The sequence below is a fragment of the Anaerocolumna sp. MB42-C2 genome (assembly GCF_030913705.1).
Lineage (GTDB): Bacteria > Bacillota > Clostridia > Lachnospirales > Lachnospiraceae > Anaerocolumna.
In genome coordinates, this window is sequence record NZ_CP133190.1 from 1784978 (window position 1) to 1811217 (window position 26240).

Sequence of the window (26240 nt, forward strand, 5' to 3'; positions counted from 1 at the left end):
TTTGTTCAGAATCGGTGAATTTTCAAAATTAACACAGGTTTCTATCCGTATGTTACGCTATTATGACGAAACAGGTCTATTAAAGCCGGCAAAAACTGATTCTTCTTCAGGTTACAGATTATATTCCATCGAACAGATTCCCATTCTTAACAAAATTATCTTCTTAAGGGATACCGGTTTTAATATTGCAGAGATTGCAATTGCTCTTAAAAACTGGAGTCATACTTTTATAACAGATCAGCTGGATAACAAGCGTTTGGAAATTGAGGAATTGATACAAACCGAACAGTATAAATTGTCTAAAATTGATCTGGCCATAAAAGATATGAAACAAGATAAAATGACCATACATTATAATGTTTTGATTAAAAACATACCCAGTTACCAGGTCCTCTCTTTGAGGAAAATTATTCCGGATTATTATGGAGAAAGTAAGCTATGGGCAGAAATGGCTGCTTTTGCCGATGAAAATAAGTTATCAATTTCGGACAATACTTTCTCTGTCTATCATGATACAGAGTATAAGGAAAGTGATGTGGATGTGGAGCTTTGTGCCCAGGTTACTAAGATGGGCAGCGACAGGAATGGTTTTATATATCGTTATACAGAACCGGTTCCTATAATGGCTTGTACAATGGTATACGGAGATTTTAAAAATATTGCAAATGCCTACCTATCTTTTGCGAATTGGTTACTGGAACATAATCAATATAAAATGTCAGGACCAACCAGACAAATTGTTCACCGCGGCCCCTGGAACGAAGAAAACCCTGACCGGTATCTGACCGAAATTCAAATTCCTCTTATAAATATATAGTTAAAATTATTAATCAATTTTATATTGACTCTCACATCGTGGTAGGGTCTATACTGATTTTACGGACAAAAAACAAATGGAGGAACCTATTATGAAACAATTTCAATTGAAACAAATCGGTAAAATCAATGTTAAAGAAGATGGAATGTTTATTGAACTTGACCCGGCTTACATCCCTGCACTTAAAGCACTGGATGGCTTCAGCCATCTTAATATCCTTTGGTGGTTCAGTGATTTTGACGATGAAAGATCAAGAAATACCCTGGAGGTACCGCAGCCTTATAAAAAGGCTCCTTCAGTAATGGGTATCTTTGCTACAAGGTCACCTATCCGCCCAAATCCCCTTGCACTTAGTACTGTACAGGTAATAGATATTGATTATCTCACTGGGATTATTCAAATAGCTTACATTGAGGCGTATGACGGATCACCTGTGCTTGATATTAAGCCATATACGCCAAGTCTTGACCGGATAGAAAATCCTGGGGTACCTGAGTGGTGCAGACATTGGCCGAAAAGCGTTGAACAATCCGGAGGTTTTGATTGGTCAAAAGAATTTAATTTTTAATAAGTTTTTACTTATGGATAACTATGTAAAAACCAGGGGGCTTAACCACCTCCTGGTTTTATTCTTTAACTAAAAGCTGCTGCATAAATCAACTGCTGTTTTGCTTCTATTTTTCTAGCTAAATAATCAAATCTCTATTCCATTGATACTATTTCACCCTGTTTTTTATAAATGCTGCCAGATGGTACAAATCCTCTCACCATGGATAAAGGGTAAACATGAGCTCCTCTTCCAATTACGGTGCCAGGATTCATTACGGTGTTACAACCGATTTCAACATGGTCCCCAAGTAACGCTCCCACTTTCTTTAATCCGGTTTCAACCTTTTCTCCATTGTATCTTATGGTTACAAGCGTTTTGTCCGATTTAACATTGGAGGTAATGGAACCTGCCCCCATATGGGATTTATAACCTAAAACGGAATCTCCTACGTAGTTATAATGAGGAACCTGCACTTTATTAAAAAGAATAGTATTTTTCAACTCAGTAGAATTGCCAACTACAGCTCCCTCTCCGACAATGGCATTTCCCCTTATAAATGCACAATGACGAATTTCTGCTTCTTTTCCGATAATAGCCGGACCGTTAAGGAAAGCGGTTGAAGCAACTTTAGCCGTTTTGGCTATCCAAACGTTCTCACCCACTTTATCATATTCATCGGTTGATAACCCTTTTCCTAATTCTAGGATGTAACTTCCTATCTCAGGTAATACCTCCCAAGGATAAGTAAATCTTTCCATAAGGGAAGCCGCTATTGTCTGGGTTAAATCATAATTGTTTGTAATCTTCATATCTTCGTACATAGAACACTCCTAACTACGCTATCCTTGCGTCTCTTTTTATATTTTTTTAGATAATCCTTATTTGAATTAATTATTAAATATGATTCGAACATCAAAAGGTCTCACAAAATATATATTTATTTTAATTACTTACTTTTTATAATTTCCTATAATATCATGGAAGCAATTATTAAGAATATACTGATTATTTAATCCCTTAACTCCGTTGGTCATACGACTTACGAACCCCTCCAGCTTCTCCATATATTCTTCTTTGGTAATGGTTCCCTCAGCAACCAGAGTAAGACCTTTCTCCCAACTGGCGGTTAATTCGGCATTCAAGAGAGATTTAATAGAGGAATTCACAACATCATATACCATTTCGCCTAAAAGAGCCGGGGTTATTATCTGGGTTTTCTTATTCAGATTCAAATAATCAATTTTCACCAGCTTATTTAAGATTTCTGCACGGGTTGCACTGGTGCCGATACCGCTTCCTTTAATCTGAGCCCTAAGTTCTTCATCTTCTATTAATTGCCCTGCATTTTCCATAGCTAAAATCATGGAACCGGAATTATAACGTTTGGGAGGTGCTGTCTCACCCTCTTTAATAATCATGGACTTTACCGGAAGTAACATTCCTTTCTTTAAGCTCTTGATCACCTCAAAAAAGCTCAAATCAAACTCTTCCTCTTCTCCGTTTCCGGAAGTATTATCTCCCATATCCTGATTCGCTGCATTATTATTCCCCTCAGCCGCTGCTCTTTTCCGGCTGAAAGAATTTTCCGTTACTTTAAGATAACCTTCTTCTACTAATATTTTAAAGGAAGAAAAGAAACATTCGCTTTTCATTTTAGTGACCAGATTGATTTTCTGGTATACGGCCGGAGGATAAAAAATACTTAAGAATCTTCTGACAATCGTCTCATATACCTTAGAGCTGGTGGCAGAGAGTGAATTTAAGGCATTTAATCCCTGACCGGTGGGTATAATAGCATAATGGTCCGTTATCTGTTTATCATTGACATATCTGGTTTTTGCTATATTTTTATAAGTACCTTTACTTAAAATCTCGGATGCAAAATCCTTGCCATGAATGTAACCGCGCAGTCCCCCGATATTTTTATGTATTTCTTTACTGACTGCCGTAGATAAAACTCTGGCATCCGTTCTGGGGTACGTCACAAGTTTTTTTTCATATAATTCCTGAGTTATCTTAAGTGTTTCATCGGGACTGATTTTAAATAACTTGGAACATTCATTCTGAAGTTCCGCCAGGTTAAATAATAATGGCGGATTTTTATTTTCTTTTTTCTTTTCCATACTGACAATTTCCGCAGTGATCTGTTCCTCAGCAGAAATGGTATCAACATAACTATTTTTACCGTTTTCCTGTCGTTCGGTTAACCGCGGCTCCCGGTTCAGTAATCCTTCCACTAAGCTTTCTGCATCTTTTCTTTCTTTAAAACCATTTTCTTTATATAATAAAGGGGAAGCAAAATATTTAGAACCCTCTACCGCCCGGAATTCACCGTCGAAAGTTCTCCCCGAAGCTTCCAGCGTATTGAGTACACGATAAAACGGGGTCTTCACAAATTCTCTGATCTCCCGTTCTCTTCTTACCACCATACCCAATACACAGGTCATAACCCGGCCTACGGAAATTGCCGAACGTTTTCCGTTTCCCAAGTAGTTTGTTATATTCTGACCGTACTTTAAAGTAAGAATTCTTGAGAAATTAATCCCCATAAGATAATCTTCTTTCGCCCGCAGATAAGCCGCATCCGATAAATTATCATACTCTGTCAGAAGTTTTGCTTCTTTTATTCCTCTTAATATCTCTTCTTCTGTCTGGGAATCAATCCATACCCTGCGTTTTTCTTTTATTACCGGAACCTTTGCCATCTGGTCTACAAGACGGTAGATATATTCCCCTTCCCTTCCGGAGTCGGTGCAGACATAAATCCTGTCTACATCAGATCGGTTCAACAGGTTTTTTACGATGTTAAACTGCTTGCTTACTGCCGGTATTATCTCATATCGAAATTCCTGTGGCAGAAATGGCAGCGTCTCTACGGTCCACCTTTTCAGAGCCGGATCGTAGCTTTCCGGATAACTCATGGTAACCAGATGTCCCACACACCAGGTCACGATGGACTGATCCGATTCCATATAGCCATCCTGCTTCTTAAAGGCATCTTTTAAGGCTTTTGCAAACTCCTGAGCCACACTGGGTTTTTCCGAAATGTATAAACTTTTAGACATGTATCTATCCAACTTTCTTAAATGAAACTGATATTAATTTATTCAGACAGTTTCAATATGTATTTATTTTCATTTTTGATCACAGAACTTCAGTAAAATAAAGCTAATGTCTTACTTAACTGTTATTAGTATCTATATAATATACTTTTTGTTAGTAACAGTATTAATAATAACATAAGAAGTGTATCAGTGTCAAAAGTTCTTAATGTATGGATACCAGTTATCAGGTTCATTCTGTTAATATATTTAAAATAATAGCGGGAAATTAATTATCTTTATTTTTATCAAATCAAGAGCTATAAATTTAATACCTATCAAAAGCAGTTATATTCTTCATGATACTTCAGCTTTGGACACAGAAATTACGCTCTCGAAAAAACCGCAGCAATCAAACTAAACTTGATTGCTGCGGTTATGTTGATTTTCAAGAAAATTGAACACTTCATTTTCGAGAACTTTACACTATCTTACAACATATACTATTATCTATATATTCAGATTCTTAACTGTTATTTGCGAATATAATTGCATAATCAATCGCATTAACAAGGCTTAATTCACTTGCTGTTCCGGTTCCTGCCTGATCAAATGCAGTTCCATGATCTACGGAAACTCTGATAATAGGAAGGCCAAGAGTGATATTAACTCCTGCAACCGCATCCCACTTCTGTTCCTGCTGATTATATACAAATCCCAACACCTTAAGCGGTATATGTCCCTGATCATGATACATAGCTACAACGATATCATACCATCCACCTCGTGCTTTAGAAAAAACCGTATCCGGCGGAACAGGTCCATCTGCATTAATTCCTTCCGTCCTTGCTGCCTCGATGGCAGGTATTATCTCAACTATCTCTTCTCTTCCGAATAGCCCATTCTCCCCACTGTGCGGATTAAGACCGGCGACACCTATCTTAGGCGTGGCTATTCCAAGATCCTTACAAGCCTGATTCGCTATACGGATTACATCAAGCACTCTTTGTTTTTTGACTCTGTCGCACGCTTCGCGTAATGATACATGCGTTGATACATGCACAACTCGAACATTTTCATGTGCCAACATCATGGTATAATTCTTAGTTCCCGTGTAGTCGGCATATATTTCCGTATGTCCGGAATAATGATGTCCCGCAAGGTTAACAGCTTCTTTGTTAAATGCATTAGTGACAGTTGCATCAACCTCTTTATCCACAGCAAGCTCAATTACTTTCCTGACATATTGAAAGGCTGCCTCACCTGCCATGGCAGAGACTTCTCCTCGATTAAGCTTATCTATATCTACAAGCTTCATATCAAGCACATCAATAGTCCCATACTTATATTCAGCCTCAGATACATGTTCTATAATATGAATCTTCATCTCTTCGTGATCAACGATAGAAAGAGCCGCCTCCATAACAGAGGCATCTCCTACTATAAGCGGATTACACTTATCATATAATGCTTTATCGGCAAATGCTTTAATTGTTATCTCAGGGCCTATACTTGCAGGATCGCCCATAGTGATTGCTATTATCTTTTTACTCATGCTCTGACTCTCTTCTTATCTTCTACTTTATGCAGATATGATGTTAATATTGGACATAGGATTGCTGTAACTATAATAGCTGCGGTAATCTGTACTGTAGCTGCTTCTGCCACCACCAATAATGTTGCATCTGCTGCTGCAACTGCCGCAGGTGTAGCTGCTGCGTTACCGGCAGTTGTACCTATAGCTGCACCTACTTCAGGATGCTCCATCTTAAGTAATTTGTAGATAAGATAACCGCCAATACCTGTAAATAAAGTACAGAAAACACCAAGTAAAATTCCAGGTACTCCGGCTTTTATAAGGTTCATAAGGTTAAGTCCTGCTCCAAGCGGGAAAGCAAAGAAAGGAATCATGATGTTAGCACCCGGCGCACAGAACTTTCTTATATCTTCGTCTAAATTACCTAATATACATCCAATAACGATTGGAATAACGCATCCGATTAAAACTGTAATCGGGATTTTTGCAACACCTGCTGCACCAAGTGCAACCATGGTAAAGAATGGACCATCATTGATTGACAGAATTGATACAGCACCAACATCTGTGGCATCACCGTACTCACCTGCAAGTGCTGCATAGAGTCCGCCATTAGAGTTAGCGATGGCACCAACGATAGCTATAGGAGCAAGTCCCAATATACCATTAGGTCCTGCAAGCTTACCTATAATAAGACCTATTATAATACCAAGTCCAACTTTTGTCACGGTAAGAACACAACCTTTATACAACGGAACTCCCGCTTTCTTAAAATCTATGGTTGTTGCGTTACAGAACAAGAACACGGCCAAGATAGGCATAGCACCAGTCTTAAAAAGGTATGTTGTAAATGTTCCGTCGAACCAATCCCATACACCGGTACTTGTTAAACCGAAGATACTATTGCCCAAAAATGTGTTAATAACTGCTCCGAGTAAAAGCGGAACCACCATAAGTCCACCCGGAATCTTTTTTATTGAATTTAAAATTTGCATTTTTATTCCTCCCTTTTGTTCCTCATTTTGTCTTGATGAGTCTTAATATATTATCTACAGTATAGGAAAGATTCTCTTTACTGTAATTTTTACTGATTGAAAAGTCCTGAGGCAATCTGTTAATAGGGAATACAGCAGTAACCCCCATTTCATAAGCTTCATCTATCTCTGCATCGTCGGCACCACCTACGATTGCTATCACGTTCTTATTCTGCTTCTTCGCTCTGCCCGCTATACCTATTACGACTTTTCCACGTAAGCTCTGAGAATCTAACTTACCCTCTCCTGTCAAGATATAATCTGCGTCAGAGATGATATCATCAAGCCTAACAGTATCAAGCACGGTCTGGATACCCATCTGTAATCTTGAATCAAAGAAAGCTATCATACCTGCCCCCATGGCACCGGCCGCTCCCGTTCCCGGTATCTCGCTTATATCTTTGCCTGTAGTATCAGCAATAACCTTACTTAAGTTCTTAATTCCCTGATCCAGTTCTTCTATCATCTGAGGATCTGCACCTTTTTGCGGTCCAAAGATATAGGAAGCACCCGTCTTACCGAACATAGGATTATCTATATCACACATGGTAACTATCTCGACCTTCTTTAATGCTTCATCCTTCCCCGCAAGGTCAATCTTAGCAATATCAATCAGGGTTCCGCCGGTCGGGACGAAAGCTTTACCATCTTTATCATAGAACTTTACTCCAACTGCTGCCGCTGCACCGCATCCTCCATCATTAGTGGAAGAGCCGCCAAGTCCGACTATGATCTTCTTGACTCCGCTTTTAGCAGCTGCCAGTATAAGCTCTCCGGCTCCATAAGTTGTGGTAAGCTTAGGATTCTTTCTGTCTTCCACAAGCGGCAGACCTGAGCATGATGCCATCTCTACAACTGCCGTCTGCCCACCGTCAATCAATCCATAATACGACTTCATATCTTCAAAATATGGATTCTTAACTGTCTCGTATACTTTTTCTCCACCTATCGCCGTGATAAATGCATCTACGCTTCCTTCTCCACCATCAGCAACAGGTATACACATAACATCACTCTGTGGGAAATGAATATCAATTTTTTCCTTCATGATATCGCATATCTGTACTGAGCTAAGAGTACCCTTAAATGAGTCAGGAATAAGTATAAATTTTTTCATAACAACCTCCTTATTCTATTACAATCACTGAAACTCCATCAGGTATAACAGTTACTTTATAATCATCTTTCTTTACTATTGCCTTTGCTTTCTCCATAGCTTCTTCAACAGAATGAGCAGGTACCATATGAAGGTCTTCAACCATATCATCCGGCGCATCAGATACGAATATCACAGTTGCCTTTAATAACAGTCTTGCAAAGATCTGTGACTGTCACTGATCCGGTATAGTCTCTTCAGGTTTTCTGCCAAGGAAAGTCTGCATCATAACATTAAGATCTTTCTCATCTCTGAATGTCTCATAGAATACCTTACCACCATGTCCATCCACTGATTTAGAAAGCATAATGATAGCTCCGCCATTTTTAACGGTTGCTTCAGCCGCCGTCATCCCCTTAACTGACTGGTAGATATTCTGGTCAAGAGGATATCCCCCATTTGTTGATATAACTATATCTGCAGGAACTGCATCTACCTTACACATACTGTTTAAAAATTCACGTCCAACTCTATGTGCAAGATCACAATCACCTGCCACACACTTTATTACATCATGATTAGAATCAATAACGACATTTACTATGAAATCAAGTCTTGCCGCTCTTGCTGCATAGAGCATATCGTTATGAATAGGGTTGCCTTCGATAACTCCTGTTCTTGCATACTTGCTTGCTATAAATCCTGAATTGTGATTGTACATAACCGTCTCACGGCTTGCTATACCCGGGAGCACACTTTTACGTCCACCTGAGAAACCGGCAAAGAAGTGCGGCTCGATAAAGCCCTCGCCTACCAGCAGATCAGCTTCAACCGCAAGTCTGTTGATTAATAAGTTACCGCCTGAGGGCAGCTTACCAAGCGGGATCATATTAGGCGTATCATCACAATCATGTACTATGATTTTTTCATTATTAAATATCTCTGAACCAAACTTTCCCTCAAGTTCTTCTTTGGTTGTTGTTCTGTGAAGACCTGTAGAGATAAGTATGGTAATATCTGCCTTAGGATTTCCTTTTCTGATTTCCTTTAAAAGCAAAGGCATAATAACCTTACTTGGAACAGGTCTTGTGTGATCGGAAGAGATAACAACAATCTTATTCTTTCCTGCAGCCATATCACAAAGCCTGGGCGAACCAATTGGATTTTCCAAGGCTTCCTGTACTAATTCTTCCTGGCTCTTTGAAGCTTTATAACTATGCATATCTGATAATAGCACTCCTGCAAGATGCTCATCTTCTATCTGAACCACTACCTTTTCCTTTCCATATGGTAATTCAAATGTTTTCATACTTCTTTCCTCCTAGTTTTTTTCTTTTATCTTACGCATAGCAAAAGCAATGGTATCTTCCTTGCCAAATGCTCCTGCTTTAGTAACTACTTTAATGCCATCCATATATCCGCCAACCACTTTGATAAGTGGAACGCCCACTAATATCTCAGATAAAATCTTTGAACCTTCAGCCTCCATACAGGTAAGTAATCCAAGCGCTGTATCACCACCGGTAACAAAGATTCCCGAGATCTTGGCCTGACTTATGATTTCTTTCGTCATCTCCCCAAGCAGTTTTCTTATGTAATCACCAACCTGGGATATATTCATACCTATCTTTTCCCCGGCTTCAACAGATTTATATAGTTCCTCTCTATCATAAGAAGTATTTGCAAGAAGTATGGTATCCTGTCCCTTATGCAGGCTCTTAATAACCTCCTGCACATATTGACTGGTACCGGCTTCTTTTAGAAGCACATCATGCACCTGGATCTGTATCAATTTATAACCTGCGTTCTCACAATACTTAATCTGTTGATTCGTTGTTGAACTTACGCTTGCTACCACTCCAAGCACAGGCAGCGTCTTGACTTCCGTCTCCACAATTCTGTCTGCTATCCCTGCTGAACCAATCCATAAAATCTTCTTACCTGTTGCATTAGCTGCTTCAATAATCCGCTCAAGATCAACATTCGTAACTGCATCAAATGTGAACAGCCGTGCTCCATCCATATTAAAACTTCCATTCCGTAATTCATCCAAACTAACATGAATCACATACTCCTCATAAACCTTTTTTAGTATCCTTTCAAGGTTATCCTCCTTTACGGGACTCTTCGGATCCTTGGCAAGCTCCGTATTACATATATTAATTCCTTTTAATTTCTGAACTCCACTCTCTGTTGTTCTGTCAAGATCCGGCAATGCCGGTGCAAATATAATTAACTCAGGTTTATATTCTTCATCAACTGCTTTAACTTCCGCTGCGATATTACCCCTAATAGTAGAATCAACCTTTTTGATTACATATCTGTATTTTGCAAAATCTATATTACTTACCGATTGTTTAACAATACTATATGCCGTATCCGGATCCGTATTACGAGTCTCTGTATCAATAACTATCGATGAATTTGGATTCATCATGGACTTAACATTAGAAAAATAGACATTGGTAGATAATCCTCTTCTACGTAATTGAACACCTGTATCATTAGCTCCGGTAAAATCATCTGCGATGATTAGATATCTGTCTTTCATGTATCCCCCTTTGCTTCTGCTCATATTTGAAACAGTTAAAGTTGTTTTATTGTTTGCGTATTATATATTACACAATTATCGCTTTACTAATCAAGGATTTTAAAGTATTATATGTTTATAATTTGAACTATTTATATTTGTTTGTTTCATATTTGAAACATTTTTAATTGGAGGAATTAAAATGAATAGAAAAGCCAGAATTCTTGGGGTTGCTCCTTATGAGGGGCTTAGATTACTGATGAATCAGATTGCTGAAAGAAGAGATGATATAGAGATGACAGCCATCTATGGAAATCTCGAGCATGGTGCCGAACTTATTAAAAATATAGATAAAGAATATGACATCATAATCTCACGAGCCAGGACCGCGGACCTGATACTTGATAATACTTATATTCCTGTAATAGATATTGGTATTTCATACTACGATGTATTAAGGTGCATAAAACAAGCCGAGAATAGTGGTAATAAATTTGCCATTATTGGTTTCCATGCCTTAACAAGTATGGCAAAACCTATATGTGAACTGATGCAATATGATATAGAGATATTTCCGGTAAGTACGCAGGATAATGTGGAAACGATACTACAAGAAATCAAGGCCCAGGGGTATACAACTATCATATGTGATACCCAGCCATATGCTAAAGCTAAGCTGCTTGGTATAACCCCGATACTCCTTACTTCAGGAGAAGAGAGTGTAAATAGTGCTGTCGATAAAGCCATACGGCAATTTGAAATTCAGCAAAAGCAGTTAAACATCATAGATATGTTAAAGAACATGTCTGTTCTTGATAACTCTCTGTGTATTGCTTTGAGCAATGACAAGACTTTGCTATATTCATCAAAAGCGCCTCAGGAGATAGCATACATAATAGAAGCCTTAAAAAAAGAAATTAATGAGAGCGAGCAATCTCAACCCGATAATTACTTTATCAATATTGCAAATACCGTATACTCCATCACCAAAAGAAATTATTTTGGCATAGCTCAACCCTATACTCTTTTCAGGCTAAGTCCATCCTCTATTCCACTTTCTTATTCTAAAAACGGAGTGACCATATTAGACAAAAAGAAAGCGGAAGCCAGCTTTATAAATAGTTTTTATAGTTATACGAAGCTATCCAAACAATTATTAAATGATATTGACAATATCAACGAAACTAACGATACAGTTATGATAACAGGTGAAATTGGTACCGGAAAGGACCGGATCGCACAGATGATATATGCAAGAAGTAAATACTGCAGTAATCCACTTTATGTAGTAAACTGTTCTCTTATCAATGATAGAAACTGGACATTCCTTACTACTAATTATAATTCTCCCTTTACCGACAACAAGAATACTATATATATAAGCAGCATTAATGCTCTTGATATCACCAGACAGAAACAACTATTGTCCATCATCACGGACACTAATTTACATATAAGAAATCGTATCATACTTTCTTGTTCCAGAAAAAGTGGAGAACCCATACCTCATATGGCCATGAGATTTGTTAACATGATTAGCTGTAATGTAATAAACATACCCTCCATGAGAGAATCTCCTGATGACATAGCATCTTCAGCAAATCTTTATCTGGACTCGCTGAACCAGCAATTAGTCAAACAGGTAGTTGGATTTGACAAAAGTGCTATGGATCTTTTACAGCAATATTCATGGCCTTATAACAGAACACAATTTAAGAGAGTACTTAAAGAGATAATCACACTCACCCCAACTCCTTACGTCTCGGCAGATATTGTATATAAGATATTAAAGCAGGAAAATAATTTTAATGATCATCAAAACACCAACTCCGGTAACTGGTCATCTTCTCCGGCAAAACATGGGTCTAATGTTGTATTGGATCTAAGCAAGACATGGAATGAGATTAATAAAGATGTGGCGTTACTTGTCGTAGAAAGATGTAATGGCAATCAGACTGCTGCCGCAAAGCAGTTAGGAATCAGCAGAACAACTTTATGGAGACTACTCTCAAAATAATTACGTATGATTAATAACTGTCATTGCGTATTTTTAAGAATCCTGCCTTACTCCAAATTGAAGTCATTCTGCTGTTGGAAATTGCAGAAGCAGTACAGATTGCATATGTTTATCTATACCATAGCACCGATCGCTTCAAACTGGCTGTTATACAATTCTGCGTAAAATCCGTCTGCCCGTAATAATTCATCATGTCTCCCCTGCTCTACAATGTGTCCGTCCTTCATAACCAGTATCAAATCTGCTTCCATGATGGTCGATAACCTGTGTGCAACGATAAAACTGGTTCTTCCCTCCATCATGTTCCAAAACGCTTTTTGAATTCTGATTTCGGTTCTCGTATCAATGGAAGAGGTTGCTTCGTCTAAAATTAGCATTGGCGGTAAACATAACATTACTCTTGCAATACATAGCAGCTGCTTTTGTCCTTGAGACAAATTACCGCCTTCTTCACTAATGACCGTTTCATAACCTTCCGGCATTCTTTTAATAAAGCTGTGTGCGTGTGCCGCTTTTGCAGCCTCCACAATTTCCTTATCAGAGGCCTCCGGTTTTCCGAATGCAATATTCTCCCGGATTGTTCCCGATTTCAGCCATGTTTCCTGTAATACCATACCATAATTAGAACGCAGACTGTCTCTTGTGATATCTCTTACTTCGTTGTTGCTTACTATAATTTTTCCGGAATCCACATCATAAAATCGCATGAGTAGATTGATAATGGTAGTTTTGCCGCATCCGGTAGGGCCTACGATTGCAATTCTTTGTCCCGGTTTAACCGACAGATTTAAATTTTCAATTAATTTCACATCAGAACGATAGGAAAAGGATACTTTTTCCAGCTTCACACTTCCATCCACTTCCTTTAATTGAATTGCACCGGCAGCATCCGGTTCTTCTGCCCGTTCCTCCAATAACTCAAAAACACGCTCTGCAGATGCCAATGCATTTTGCAATTCTGTTATGACACTGGATATCTCATTAAATGGTTTTGTATATTGGTTCGCATAGGTTAAGAAACAGGACAGTTGGCCCACACTGATCTTTCCTTGAATGCATAAGAAGGCTCCGAAGATCCCAACTCCTGCATAAACCAACCCGTTTACAAATCTTGTTGCCGGATTCGAAATGGAAGAAAAAAATATTGCCTTAACGCTATATTTCTGCAGTTCTTTATTGATTGCACCAAATCGTTCTATAGCATCTTCTTCATAACCAAAAGTCTGTACGATTTTTTGATTTCCAACCAATTCGTCTACCAGGGAAGTCATCGCCCCTCTTGTCGCGGATTGTTTTTGAAACATGAGAAACGTATGTTTGGCAATATAATTGGCAACCAAAAACGATAGCGGTGTAATTAATACTACGATGAAAGTAATTTTAACATTAATTGACAGCATAAAAAGAAACGTTCCCAGTATTGTTATAATCCCCGTAAACAATTGCGAGAATCCCAATAAAAGTCCATCCGAAAACTGGTCGATATCGTTAACTACCCGGCTTATGATATCTCCGTACTGATGCGAATCAATGTATTTTAATGGCAACACTTCCAAATGACTGAATACCTTTGTCCGCATGTCTTTTACGATACGATACGTCATTTTATTGTTGCATAAATTCATGAGCCACTGTGCAATCGATGTTAGGAGAACCACGAAACCCAGCCGATATAAAATAGGCACGAGCCCCTTAAAATTTACCAACCCTTTCGCAACAATGAAATCGATTCCCTTTCCTGTCAATATCGGTGCATATAAAGTCAACGCCACGCTTATCACTGCAAATACCAGTGACAAGAGTAAATAATGACTGTAGGGTCTGATTAATCCCAGAATCTTTTTGATGATCACTCTGTTATTTCTCATCTTTCGCCACCTCTTTCCCGGAAAGCTGAGACTTGCATATTTCCGCATATACTTCACAATGTAAAAGCAATTCTTCATGTGTTCCGTAACCTGCCATATTACCATCCTCCAGAACTATGATTTTGTCTGCATGCCGAATGGAAGTAGCTCGTTGTGATACAAGAAAAACCGTCGTTTTCTGAGTATCCTTTGCCAATGCCTTTCTTAATTTTGCATCGGTAGCAAAATCAAGTGCCGAAGAGCTGTCATCTAAAATTAAAATTTCCGGCTTTCTAACCAGGGCACGTGCAATCGTTAAACGCTGTCTTTGCCCTCCGGACAAATTTTGCCCTCCTTGTAAAACCATTGTTTCGAGTCCTTCCTGCTTGGAATCGACAAACTCCCTTGCCTGTGCTATTTCCAAAGCTTTGTATATCTCTTCATCAGTAGCATCTTTTTTTCCCCATTTTATATTTTCCCGAATCGTTCCTTTAAAAAGTACTGCTTTTTGAGGAACAACTCCGCATTTTTCGCGGAGAATTTTTAACGGATAATCTTTCACATTTTTACCATCAAGTAAAATTTCTCCTGCTGACACATCCATAAAACGAGGGAGCAAATTGATAAGAGTCGATTTTCCGGAACCCGTACCACCGATAATTCCTATCGTTTCTCCTGCTTTTACTGAAAAGGAAAGATCCGTTATCGACTCTTCTTTCGCATCTTTATATGTAAAATGGACCCCTTTCATTTGTACCTTAAAAGCAGACGGACAAACGGTATTCTCTTCCTTTTTTTCTATCCTGCTATTTTCTGTTTCAATGATAGAAGGTGTTTCTCCTAATACCTCATTGATCCGGCTCGCAGATGCCATTGCTTTTGTGAAAGAAATGATTAAATTTGATAATGCAATCAGAGCCAGCAGTATCTGCGTCATATAATTTACCAGGGCAATTACCTCACCTTGTGTGATAGTTCCAGTGTCTACCTTAATTCCGCCGTACCAGACAATTGCTATAATGGCCGCATTTACAATCACATAGGTAACCGGATTTAACAGCGCCGAAACTTTTCCCACGAGTAACTGCATATTCATTAAGTCATCCGTTGCCGTGTCAAATTCCCGCATATTATCACGCTGCCTGCAAAATGCTTTAATAACGCGTACTCCCACTAAATTTTCTCTCGTAAGTTTTAATACCAGATCCAGTTTCTTTTGCACTTTTTTATACATCGGAATCGAAAAAAGCATAATTCCATATATAATAACAGCTAAAACCGGAACCGCAACTAAAAAAATTAATGCAATTTTTACATTGATGGTAAACGCCATAATTAAAGCTCCGGCCACAATGTAGGGAGCACGCAGAAACAAGCGCAATACTAAGTTAACACCTGCCTGTGCCTGATTGATATCACTGGTAATTCTCGTTATCAAGGTAGAAGTGCCTATGCTATCAAGCTCCGCAAAAGACAACTGATTAATATGCCGGAACATGTGATTTCGTAATTCTGTTCCAAAACCAACGCCTGCCTTAGCAGCATAATACTGCGCTGTAAGGGAACAGATAAGCCCGATTACGCCAAGCAGCAGTAAAATCCCTCCCATCCGAAAAATATAGGGCACATTGTTATTTCTAATCCCGGTATCTATGATACTAGCCATAACAAGCGGCACAAATAATTCAAAGGTTGCTTCTAACATTTTAAAAAGAGGTGCTATGATACTTTCTTTCTTATAGTCTTTTAGATATTTCAACAGCTTTCTCATTTTGACTCCTTTCCTGTTTTATCTTGCTTTCCAGAATTGTTTAGCGTATACTATAACATATCTTTTTGGAATATTACACCATAGCATTATATCATTAAAATATAGTTACGGCAATCCCATTGAACCACAAAACTTGTCACAGTTCAGCCTATGGCTGAGTTGTAACAAATTATAGTAGCAAATATTCACTGAAAAGAAAGGATATATCTAATATGAATACCAGACAACTCTATTATTTTGCTGTAATTGCCGAATCCGCAAGCATCACTTTTGCAGCTAAAAAATTAAATCTGTCTCAGCCTCCTCTCAGCAAGCAGATACTGCTTTTAGAACAGGAACTGGGCACCAAATTATTTGAAAGAAGTTCGAAAAAAATGCAGCTTACTGAGGCCGGTACACTTCTTTATTATCGTGCAAAAGATATATTATCCATGATGGACTTAACGATTCAGGAGTTAAAACAGCTTGAAAATGGACTTGAGGGTACATTAAAGCTTGGAACCATTTCTTCTTCGGGAAATATTCTGATAAATACAGTATTAACCGATTTTTGCAAAGAATATCCTATGGTTAAATTTGAAATACAGGAGGGAAACACTTACGAATTGCTGGATAAGCTGAAGAATGGAATGATTGAAGCGGCAGTTGTCCGAACTCCGTTTAATGCAGAAGGTTTTGAATGTATCTTTGGCAGGGAGGAACCTTTGGTTGCTGTTGGAAAGGCTTACTATTTTGATAACATTTCCAAAAAAAACATTACATTACCGGAACTTACTCAAAAGCCGCTGGTTTATTACCGCAGATTTGATTCCATGATTTCCTCCGCTTTTCAGGCATTAGGATTAAAACCAAATGCCTTCTGCAAAAATGATGACGCCAGAACTTCCTTGCTCTGGGCAAATGCAGGCTTGGGAATCGCCCTTGTACCGGAATCCATCAGTAACATAATTCCAGGTAACGATATGCTGGTCAAACCAATTCAATGTGAAAATACTACGACGAAAATTGCTGCTATTTACAAAAAGGAAGGTTATGTCTCTTCTCTTGCCAAAAGCTTCGTCCAATACTTCGGAACTAAAGTAAATCCATAACCGACCAATTTTTCCACTGTACATTTTTAACGGAATTCGCTATAATATTTACTAGAAAATACATTTACAAGGAGAGAAATATGCGTGATTATCATATATTCAGCGACTCATCTTGCGATACACCGGAAGAATTGCTTAGCATACATAATATAACCTTAGTCCCATTTTATGTTACTTTTGACCAGGAGAATTACTTTAAAGAAAACACAGAGATTACCAATCAAAAATTCTATGATGTCCTCATGAATCAGAGAGTGTTTCCCAAGACATCCCTGCCAAGTGTTCAGGATTATATCAATTTTTTTGAGCCGGTTATCCTGGAGAACAAAGATATATTATGTCTCTGCTTAACGCAAAAATTCAGCGGCTCTTATCAGTCAGCTGTAAATGCCAAGCTGATTCTTAATGAAAAATACCCGGATGCCAAGATAACCATAATTGATTCCATTCAGGCCACCGCCGGACAGGGAATTGTTTTAATGCAGGCTGCATATATGAGAGAGGCAGGTTATTCCCTGGAAGAAGCGGAAAACCGGATTAATGAGATTAAACCCACTGCAAGAATCATGTTTACTGTAGATACTTTAGAGTATTTAACAAAAGGAGGCAGAGTCGGTAAGGTTGCGTCACTTGCCGGAACCATGCTGAATTTAAAACCTATGATTCAATTAAAAGACGCCGAATTAATTCCATACTCTAATGTAAGGGGTCGTAAGAAAGCTCTTCAGAAGATATTAGATATGACAGAAGAATATTTTACAGAAACCGGTGAAAAATATGAGGATTACGACTTCTGTCTTGCTAATGCCACAACATTAGAAGACACCGGTTTCGTACAGTCACAATTAGAAGAATTAACCGGGTGTAAAATAACCTATCCCGTATTTCAGATCGGTGTTACCATCGGAACAAACACCGGTCCCGGGGCTTTAGGGGTATGTTTTGTCAAAAAATATAATGCAAAATAATCATGGCATACTTAAATATTTTATATACAAAACTTTAGGATTGGAGTGTCAAATCCTTATATAAAATTAATTAAGGAGGGTAACATGTCACCTAAAAAACAATATTATGAAAATTTAGCTGACAGCTTAATTGAGAAATTTAATTTAAGAGGAATTGAAGGGTACTACTGTGAGAATGCCGACGAGGCCCTAATTATGGCGAAACGATTTCTTACTCCAGGGTGCTCTATTTCCTGGGGTGGTTCCGAAACAATTGAAGAAATCGGATTAATTCCGGAACTGGAAGCCTCGGACTACATTCTATATGACAGATCATCCGTAAAAACTCCGGAAGAAAAATCTGCCATGTACAGTAAAATCGTAACTTCCGATTATTTTTTTATGAGCTCTAATGCCATTACCTTAGATGGTCAGTTAGTTAATATTGATGCCAGTGGCAACCGGGTTGCCTGCCTGATTACCGGTCCTAAAAATGTGATAATTATCGCAGGTATGAATAAAATCGTAACGGATGTTAACACTGGTATTGAGCGAATCCGTAATATGGCTGCCCCTCCTAATGTTACCAGGCTTGGATTACATACTCCCTGCGCAGAGCTAGGGAGATGTGCGAATTGTTTATCGGAAGATTGCATCTGCTGTGAGATCGTTATAACCAGAAAGTCCAAAATTCCCGGCCGCATCAAAGTCATTCTGGTGGGGGAAGAACTTGGATATTAATTGGAACTTATGATTATAAAGGAGGTAATAAATATGTGTAAAAACAGTATACCGGAATCCAGTGAGACCGGTGTATCCGTAAAAGTTGATGTTACCAAAATAGTTAAATATGTCTGCATTGCAGGAGTACTTATCGTTGCTATCATTTTTACAACTAAATGCATAAGTAAAATACTGAATAATAATTAGTAAATTCATTAACAAAAAAGGTCAGTCAAATAAGATCTTTCCATAGATCTTATTTGACTGACCTTTTTACTAATAGTTTAAGAGTTAAACATCAAAATTTATTGCATTACACGAATTGTATGATATCCTTCATGTACTGCAGTCAGGATTTTTCTTGGAGCTTCTGCATCTCCTACAACTGTTAAATCATCCACTATACCTTCCAGTACACTTTCTAATTGGTTATTCGGACGATAACCGGCTGCTATAATTACGGTATCGCAATCAACTGATAATTCCTGTCCGTCTTTCATATAGGTAACACGGTTAGGAGTTATTTTTGTTACTTTGGCACCACCTATTACACCGATATTTCTTTCTTTTATCAGTGCTCTTAATGCCTGGTCATTATTTAAGCAATGGTCTGCAATTGCTAAAATATCATTAAGCATTTCGATAATTGTCACTTCTTTTGCTGTTTCTTTCATATAAGCAGCTGTTTCACAGCCCACCAAACCTCCGCCGATAACAACTACTTTCTTTCCCGGTTTTTTATGACCCAATAAGTAATCACCGGATGGAGCTGCCGTTTCTATTCCCTCAACAGGAGGCATAAAAGGAGTGGAACCTGCTGCCAGTATCACTTTATCATATCTGCCTGCGGATACTGCTTCTGCGGTAGCCTCTTTATTCAGTTTAACATTAACACCAAGTTTTAAAACCTGGCGTTCCATATAAGTAATTAATCTAAGTACGTCATGTTTAAAGGTTGGAAGACCTGCTGCCCATAAGTTTCCGCCTAAACGGGATGTTTTCTCCCACAATTCCACATCAAAGCCACGTTTGGCCGCCGCGATTGCTGCAGACATTCCTCCAGGACCACCTCCGATTACTAACACAGATTTCTTTATGCCGTGTGCTTCGGGAAGAGGATAGTCATCCTCCGCATAACATAATGGATTAACAGCACAGTAATAATGTTTACCGGAAAATCCCGCCAGTAAACACTCATTGCATCCAATACAAGGAACGATATCCATAGTATTGCCGGATTTTACTTTACTTGCCCAATATGGATCTGCTAACATCTGATGTCCTAAAACGATATAGTCTGTCTTTCCTTCCGTTACCGCCCTTTCTGCTTTTTCCGGGTCAAACATTTTACCCTGACCGAGCACGGGAACGGAAACGGTTTTCTTAATCGCTTCTACCACATCCATTTGATGTTCTTCTTTTTCATATACAGTAGATATTGCTTTATGCCAAGCTTCATAACAGCCAACATCAACATGAAGTGCATCAATATTTGCTTCTTCCAGTATTTTAGCCATCTCCAAACCTTCCTCTAATTCACGTCCTCCCTCAACACGGTGAACCGGTGTAAACTTAACAAGAATTGGAAATTGGGGGCCGACATTTTTACGGATCGCTGCTATACACTCCAAAGTAAATCTCATGCGGTTTCTTAATTCTCCGCCATATTCGTCAGTACGGGTATTCCATTGTTTCGAATGGAACTGGTCTAAAAGATAACCACCATAAGCGTGCAATTCTACTGCATCAGCTCCGGCTAATTTGGCAAGGCTGGCGGAATAACCTAATTTTCCCACAATATCCTGTATCTCTTCTTTTGAAAATGGTTTACATTTCAAATTAGGGAACCAAAAAGCAGAACATTCACTTGCTGAATACGGCGGTGTAAATGGATCCGTAAATTGCTGGCGTCCAAGTCCCGGAGAAATCTGTACACAGACTTTGGCACCATGATGGTGACAGCGTTCAATTAACATATTCAACCGTTCCACATGGTGAAAATTACTAAGTTCCGTACAAGGCCGGGCTTCATATTTTGTTGTAACAACGTTCGCTCCGGTGATAATCAGACCTGTACCGCCTTTCGCACGTTCTTCAAAGTAGCGGATGCCTTCCGTACAATAAGATCCGTCCGATTCACCAGTTGTTCCCATAGGTCCCATAACGATACGGTTTTTAAGCTTCATGCTTCCGATTTGAGTTTTTTCAAATAGCTTTGACATGGTATTCTCCTTATTATGTATTTGCTGATCTTCCTGTTTCGTTTCACTCTGCGGTTGGCAAAATATAGTTTATGAGGACTTTAGTCAGTCGAATTGTGTTATATTACCTTAGTCATATATTATATTACCGCAGTAATATAATATCACTTTGTTATTTATTTGTCAATGTAGATTTTGAGTATTTATTATGTTATGATGTATCTATGATTACTGTTCACAGCCCGTATACGCGACGTGTTTTTTATAAGTGCGTTGTCACAGAAAACCTGAGAATTACCGCGTAGGAACGCCGTCTCTTCGTTTTGTGTGCATCGCGAAGTCTGTTATTGTAGACAACACTGCAGCTTTTCGCAGGGGTGTAAATAGTACCTATCTATGATTACATATATAAAATGGAAATTTAGCTGGAGGAAACCATGTCAAATATAACAACAAAAGATTTTATTATTGAAACTGCTAATCAGTTATTTTTGGAAAAAGGATATCAAAATGTAACTGTTATAGATATTTGTGAAGCCTGTAAGATTTCAAAAACAACTTTTTATTATCATCTTAAATCAAAAGAGGATATCATACTGCATTTCTATGATTCTGTGACACATAATATAAGTCAGTATCTATTGACAATTTTAACCAAGGACAATTATTGGGATCAGCTTTTGATATGTTTTGAATCCCTTGTAAAAGAGGCCAGTAAATTTGGTACCGATTTTTTAAGTCAAATGATGATCAGTAATTTGAAAGAAGATTATGGAAGTTATGATTTTAGAAGTGAATTAACAGATATAGCCGTAATGATCATAAAAAAAGGACAGGCATCCGGACAAATCCGAAATAAAAATGATGCTTTGGAGTTATACAAAGCATCTGCTTATATATTTTTAGGCCATGAAGTTACCTGGTGCATAAAAAAGGGGAAATTTGATTGGTCAAAAGAAATCCGGACAGCCTTGGAAAATATTTATGATGTTATACCGGAATTAAGAAAGCAATAATACAATGACTTAATGCTCCTTATAGAGTATCGACATAGGTTTTATTTGATTTCGCAGGAATTCCTGCATACTCATTCAGAATATCCATTGCTTCTCGTAAATTCTTTTTATTTGCTGATTCCATTTGCATTTGCTGCTTACATACAAAAGTTGTACGTGCGTTATTTAAATCATTATAATCGTAAGTTTTTGCTTTGTCAGACTCAATTGGCTTTGCTGAATCTTCTTGCTCTTTCATTTGGGGTACAGGAATTTTTTTTAATAAAATCTTCTTTCCGTCTTTACCTACGATATATGTACAGTAATAATTTCCATCCCGTTCTGTTATAATTTGTTGTTTCTGTTTTTCTTTGCTTTCATATGAATAATCTGACATTGTGAATGAATTATATGATTTTCCCAACCAAACACCATTTGAAAAAGAACTCATTTTTTCCTCCATTCCTGCGCATGTATTCTGCACATATGAAGTCTGTAACGAGGGCTTCCCAGGCACAAACTTCTGATAAAAGGCACTGTATTGTACCGTGCATCCGATATAGGAACATGTTTTATGTTCCTATACCATATGTATCGGATAAAATTATTATAACTTTAGTGACCAGCAGAAACCTTTAAAGTAAAAAGAACGTATTGCACCCTGACCTATTAAGTTGGTTTTGCAGCACGTCCTTTTTTAATTGAAAGCAAAGTTAAACATTTATACGCTTATTTGAATTTATATATTTTAATACAATGGATATTTATTGGTTAATGTCTTTACTAAATCCATAGCTTTCGTCTTATTTGCATTAACATCTTCAATCAGCAAAGCAATTGCTTCGGCAATCACATCCATATCAGCCGTATTCATACCCCTGGTTGTCACCGCAGGAGTTCCTAAACGGATACCACTGGTTACAAAAGGAGATGCAGGATCATTCGGTACTGTATTTTTATTACAGGTAATATTGGCAGCATCCAGTAATTTTTCCGTTTCTTTACCGGTTACTCCTTTATTCTGAAGGTCAACTAACATTAAGTGGTTGTCCGTTCCGCCGGATACAATATTAAATCCCCTTTTTAATAAACCGCTGCAAAGAGCCTGGGCATTATCCACAATCCTTCCGGCATATTTCTTAAATTCCGGATCCAGGGCTTCCTTAAAGCAAACTGCTTTCGCTGCAATTACATGCATTAAAGGGCCGCCCTGAATACCGGGGAAGATTGCTTTATTTAATTTATATTCATCAGCAAATTCAGCACTGGATAAAATCATACCGCCTCTTGGACCTCTTAAAGTCTTATGAGTTGTGGTCGTTGTTACATGGGCATAAGGAATGGGACTTTCATGATAACCGGCAGCAACAAGACCTGCAATATGAGCCATATCAACCATTAGAAAAGCTCCAACTTCATCCGCTATTTCCCTGAATTTCTTAAAATCTATCTTTCTTGCATAAGCACTTGCGCCTGCTACGATTAATTTTGGCTTACATTCCAATGCAATTTTTCTTACTTCGTCATAGTCAATAAAACCTTCTTCATTTACACCATAAGGTACGATTTTATAATAGCTTCCTGACATATTTACCGGACTTCCATGGGTTAAATGACCGCCGTGAGCCAGATTCATACCCATTACAGTTTCACCCGGTTTCACCAGTGCGAAAAAGACTGCCATATTAGCCTGAGCACCGGAATGAGGCTGAACATTAGCATAAGTACATCCAAACAGTTGTTTTGCACGTTCAATAGCCAGATTCTCAGCGATATCAACATATTCACAACCGCCGTAATATCTCTTGCCCGGATAACCTTCTGCATATTTATTCGTCAGCGGACTTCCCATTGCTGCCATAACAGCTTTACTTACAAAGTTTTCAGAAGCAATTAATTCAATATGATCATTCTGTCTTCCAATTTCTTTTTCCATTGCCTCTGCTAATTCAGGATCAAATACCTTAATTTCTTCAAATGAATACATTATTTTACCTCCATTGACATTTTAACAGTAGTATAACACAAAATATATAATAATAAAAGTTATAATCACATGACTCACTGATAAGTTATACTTATAAAACAAATAAATTTACATTATTAAAAATAATTATTCTTGAAGATTTCTCACTTATCTTTATGCAATAATCCAGAGCGATACTGAACATTTATAAGCTGCAACTGTATTACCCTGCTATATAATTATTGAAATTAATATTAGTCTATAAATTACTGGTTAAATACTTTATTTTAAAACAAAGATTTATCCTATCTTAGGTTTGGTTTTAGCCACCCCAGATATTTCTGAATCCATTCATCCCAGAACTCCCAGGTATGTGCTCCCGGTCCCTCCATATAAGTAAAATCATACTTACTCTGTTGAAACCAATCCGCAGTCACTCTGGCATTCTCTACTAAAAAATCCTCATTTCCGCAGGTTTGATATATCTTTGGGAGCGGTTTTTCTTCTTTGATATTTTTCTCAGCCAGATAAAATAAATCATGTTCCGTATTTTTTAACTCCAGCATGTCTTCTACACCAAAAATAAGCATGTTCTGTTTGATCCGGTCCGTACTTGACATAGACCCGGCCTCTTTCCTTACATCCCGGTAAGCAAAGTTACCGGCGGAAAAACATCCGATAGCTGAATAATGATCCGGTTTTGTTAAACCAATCTTCATAGCTCCATATCCGCCCATGGACAAACCGCATACAAAGTTATCCTCACGCCGGTCTGAAATCGGGAAAAAACTTCTCATAATTTCCGGTAGTTCTTCCGCTATATAATCGAAGTAAGACGGACCATACGCCATATTAGTGTAATAACTTAACCCTGCTCCCGGCATAACTACTGCCAGTCCAAGATCTGATACATATCTTTCAATAGAGGTCCTTCTCTGCCAGATTGTATGATCGTCACTTGCACCATGAAGCAGCCAAAGTACGGGATATTTAGATCTGGTATCACTGCCCTCCATACCGATTCCCTGTTTTTTCTGAGGAAGTATTACATCTGCTTCACAACAAAGCCCTAATATATTAGAGAAAAAATCAACATGCATCAATGCCATGATTACTTTACCTCCTTTTCATTGGCCTTTATAGGAAGCCAATCTATAATTCTCCTGATATTCCGATCCCAATAACCCCATTCATGAATTCCAGGCTCCTCATGATAAGTTAAATCAATCCTGTCTTTAAACCTGTCTCGAAACGTTACATTCATTGGATAGAGAAAATCCTCCGTACCACAAGTCATATAAAATTTGGGCATCTCTTTGCCGGAGGCTATTAACTGCTCCATTTGGTAAGGAAGATCATTAATACTTCCTGTTACTTCTTCTTTTGTCCCATAAATTAATTGGAACTGTTTATTTAAGTCTTTCTCATACCAGGATACCGGATCTACCATACCGGATAGACTGGCTGCTGCCGCAAAACGCTCCGGACACATAATACCTAATTTCAGAGTGCCAAATCCTCCCATGGACAGACCAGCAACAAAGGTATCTTTTCTTTCCGTGCTGATACTCGGAAAAAATTCATGAACCAATTCATAAATTTCTTTACTGAAAAACTGCCAGAAATCATACCCATATTTCATATCTGCATAAAAACCAAGATCCGTTGCAGGCATAACAACTGCCAGCCCTTTTTCTACCGCATACCGTTCTATAGAAGTTCTGCGCTGCCAGATAGTATGATCATCACTTGCTCCGTGTAAAAGATAAAGTACCGGAATTTTTTCTTCACCCGCTATTCCCTCCTGTCCTATGCCATTGGATTTCTGAGGCATTATAACATCCATGGAACGCTGCATTCCTAATGTCTGAGAATAAAAATTTACATGTATAAGTGCCATAGTTTTTTCCTCCTTTGCTTAATTATACCACCATATCCCGGCAGGGAGTATATAATATTATCAAAATAAATTATATAAAAAATTTGGACTAAGTGTGGGAAAAGTAATTAATATGTGGTAGAATTAAACAATAATTTACTTTTAATGGCGTTATACAAAATGGAAAGTAGCTGTTAA

At 38.1% G+C, this 26240-nt stretch carries 21 protein-coding genes and 1 pseudogene; 8 read left to right on the forward strand and 14 right to left on the reverse strand.

The genetic code is table 11. From position 1 onward, the window contains the following. Position 1 precedes the first annotated feature (1 nt). Positions 2-817 carry a MerR family transcriptional regulator gene (locus tag RBU59_RS08060; protein WP_308147365.1) on the forward strand — a complete coding sequence of 272 codons (816 nt, stop codon included), beginning with the start codon at positions 2-4 and terminating at the stop codon, positions 815-817. A 91-nt stretch (positions 818-908) separates the two neighbouring features. After that, a complete protein-coding gene (locus RBU59_RS08065) occupies positions 909-1385 on the forward strand; it encodes an SAM-dependent methyltransferase (protein ID WP_308147366.1) in 477 nt (158 codons plus the stop codon). Positions 1386-1519: 134 nt separating this feature from the next. Here RBU59_RS08065 and RBU59_RS08070 read toward each other — a convergent pair whose 3' ends face one another. The 7 genes and pseudogenes from RBU59_RS08070 to RBU59_RS08100 all read right to left on the reverse strand — a co-directional run bounded on the left by RBU59_RS08070 (position 1520) and on the right by RBU59_RS08100 (position 10626). After that, the gene (locus tag RBU59_RS08070) at positions 1520-2188 is read right to left on the reverse strand and encodes an acyltransferase (protein ID WP_308147367.1); all 669 of its coding nucleotides are present in this window, start codon (positions 2186-2188) and stop codon (positions 1520-1522) included. 129 nt (positions 2189-2317) lie between these two features. Next, positions 2318-4432, reverse strand: coding sequence for a DNA topoisomerase (locus tag RBU59_RS08075; protein ID WP_308147368.1), 2115 nt, complete (start codon positions 4430-4432; stop codon positions 2318-2320). Between the two features lie 502 nt (positions 4433-4934). Continuing rightward, positions 4935-5936, reverse strand: coding sequence for a 4-hydroxythreonine-4-phosphate dehydrogenase PdxA (pdxA, locus tag RBU59_RS08080; protein ID WP_308148561.1), 1002 nt, complete (start codon positions 5934-5936; stop codon positions 4935-4937). 23 nt (positions 5937-5959) lie between these two features. Next, positions 5960-6940, reverse strand: a complete 981-nt coding sequence (locus RBU59_RS08085; protein ID WP_308147369.1) for a 2-keto-3-deoxygluconate permease — start codon at positions 6938-6940, stop codon at positions 5960-5962. Between the two features lie 22 nt (positions 6941-6962). Beyond that, positions 6963-8096 carry a glycerate kinase family protein gene (locus RBU59_RS08090; RefSeq protein WP_308147370.1) on the reverse strand — a complete coding sequence of 378 codons (1134 nt, stop codon included), beginning with the start codon at positions 8094-8096 and terminating at the stop codon, positions 6963-6965. A gap of 10 nt (positions 8097-8106) precedes the next feature. After that, positions 8107-9384: pseudogene (gene larA / locus RBU59_RS08095) on the reverse strand (nickel-dependent lactate racemase). Positions 9385-9396: 12 nt separating this feature from the next. After that, positions 9397-10626, reverse strand: a complete 1230-nt coding sequence (locus tag RBU59_RS08100) for a four-carbon acid sugar kinase family protein (RefSeq protein WP_308147371.1) — start codon at positions 10624-10626, stop codon at positions 9397-9399. A gap of 181 nt (positions 10627-10807) precedes the next feature. On the opposite strand from RBU59_RS08100, the gene RBU59_RS08105 reads away from it, so the two are divergent. Further along, complete coding sequence (locus RBU59_RS08105) at positions 10808-12622, forward strand: sigma-54-dependent transcriptional regulator (protein ID WP_308147372.1); 1815 nt, start codon at positions 10808-10810, stop codon at positions 12620-12622. Between the two features lie 113 nt (positions 12623-12735). On the opposite strand, the gene RBU59_RS08110 is transcribed toward RBU59_RS08105, so the two are convergent. Both RBU59_RS08110 and RBU59_RS08115 read right to left on the reverse strand, forming a co-directional pair. Then, complete coding sequence (locus tag RBU59_RS08110; protein ID WP_308147373.1) at positions 12736-14490, reverse strand: ABC transporter ATP-binding protein; 1755 nt, start codon at positions 14488-14490, stop codon at positions 12736-12738. Further along, positions 14480-16240, reverse strand: a complete 1761-nt coding sequence (locus tag RBU59_RS08115) for an ABC transporter ATP-binding protein (protein WP_308147374.1) — start codon at positions 16238-16240, stop codon at positions 14480-14482. Before RBU59_RS08115 ends, RBU59_RS08110 begins: the two co-directional genes overlap by 11 nt. 212 nt (positions 16241-16452) lie before the next feature. Between RBU59_RS08115 and RBU59_RS08120 the strand changes: the two genes are divergently transcribed. The 4 genes from RBU59_RS08120 to RBU59_RS08135 all read left to right on the forward strand — a co-directional run bounded on the left by RBU59_RS08120 (position 16453) and on the right by RBU59_RS08135 (position 19208). Further along, complete coding sequence (locus RBU59_RS08120; protein ID WP_308147375.1) at positions 16453-17331, forward strand: LysR family transcriptional regulator; 879 nt, start codon at positions 16453-16455, stop codon at positions 17329-17331. A gap of 80 nt (positions 17332-17411) precedes the next feature. Continuing rightward, entirely contained in the window at positions 17412-18299 is an 888-nt protein-coding gene (locus RBU59_RS08125) for a DegV family protein (RefSeq protein WP_308147376.1), read from the forward strand. A gap of 84 nt (positions 18300-18383) precedes the next feature. Beyond that, positions 18384-19019, forward strand: coding sequence for a lactate utilization protein (locus RBU59_RS08130; RefSeq protein WP_308147377.1), 636 nt, complete (start codon positions 18384-18386; stop codon positions 19017-19019). Positions 19020-19052: 33 nt separating this feature from the next. Further along, complete coding sequence (locus tag RBU59_RS08135) at positions 19053-19208, forward strand: hypothetical protein (RefSeq protein ID WP_308147378.1); 156 nt, start codon at positions 19053-19055, stop codon at positions 19206-19208. A 98-nt stretch (positions 19209-19306) separates the two neighbouring features. Here the strand turns inward: RBU59_RS08135 and RBU59_RS08140 are convergent, their stop codons facing one another. Then, on the reverse strand, positions 19307-21223 hold the full coding sequence (locus RBU59_RS08140; RefSeq protein ID WP_308147379.1) for an NAD(P)/FAD-dependent oxidoreductase: 1917 nt from the start codon (positions 21221-21223) through the stop codon (positions 19307-19309). 416 nt (positions 21224-21639) lie between these two features. On the opposite strand from RBU59_RS08140, the gene RBU59_RS08145 reads away from it, so the two are divergent. Next, positions 21640-22218: a TetR/AcrR family transcriptional regulator gene (locus tag RBU59_RS08145; RefSeq protein WP_308147380.1), complete on the forward strand. Its 579-nt coding sequence runs from the start codon at positions 21640-21642 to the stop codon at positions 22216-22218. A gap of 19 nt (positions 22219-22237) precedes the next feature. On the opposite strand, the gene RBU59_RS08150 is transcribed toward RBU59_RS08145, so the two are convergent. The 4 genes from RBU59_RS08150 to RBU59_RS08165 form a co-directional block, all read right to left on the reverse strand. Then, positions 22238-22648, reverse strand: a complete 411-nt coding sequence (locus tag RBU59_RS08150; protein WP_308147381.1) for a hypothetical protein — start codon at positions 22646-22648, stop codon at positions 22238-22240. Positions 22649-22945: 297 nt separating this feature from the next. Next, the gene (gene glyA / locus RBU59_RS08155) at positions 22946-24184 is read right to left on the reverse strand and encodes a serine hydroxymethyltransferase (RefSeq protein ID WP_308147382.1); all 1239 of its coding nucleotides are present in this window, start codon (positions 24182-24184) and stop codon (positions 22946-22948) included. Between the two features lie 284 nt (positions 24185-24468). Beyond that, entirely contained in the window at positions 24469-25272 is an 804-nt protein-coding gene (locus RBU59_RS08160; RefSeq protein WP_308147383.1) for an alpha/beta hydrolase, read from the reverse strand. A 2-nt stretch (positions 25273-25274) separates the two neighbouring features. Continuing rightward, positions 25275-26063, reverse strand: a complete 789-nt coding sequence (locus RBU59_RS08165) for an alpha/beta hydrolase (RefSeq protein WP_308147384.1) — start codon at positions 26061-26063, stop codon at positions 25275-25277. Between the last annotated feature and the right edge of the window lie 177 nt (positions 26064-26240).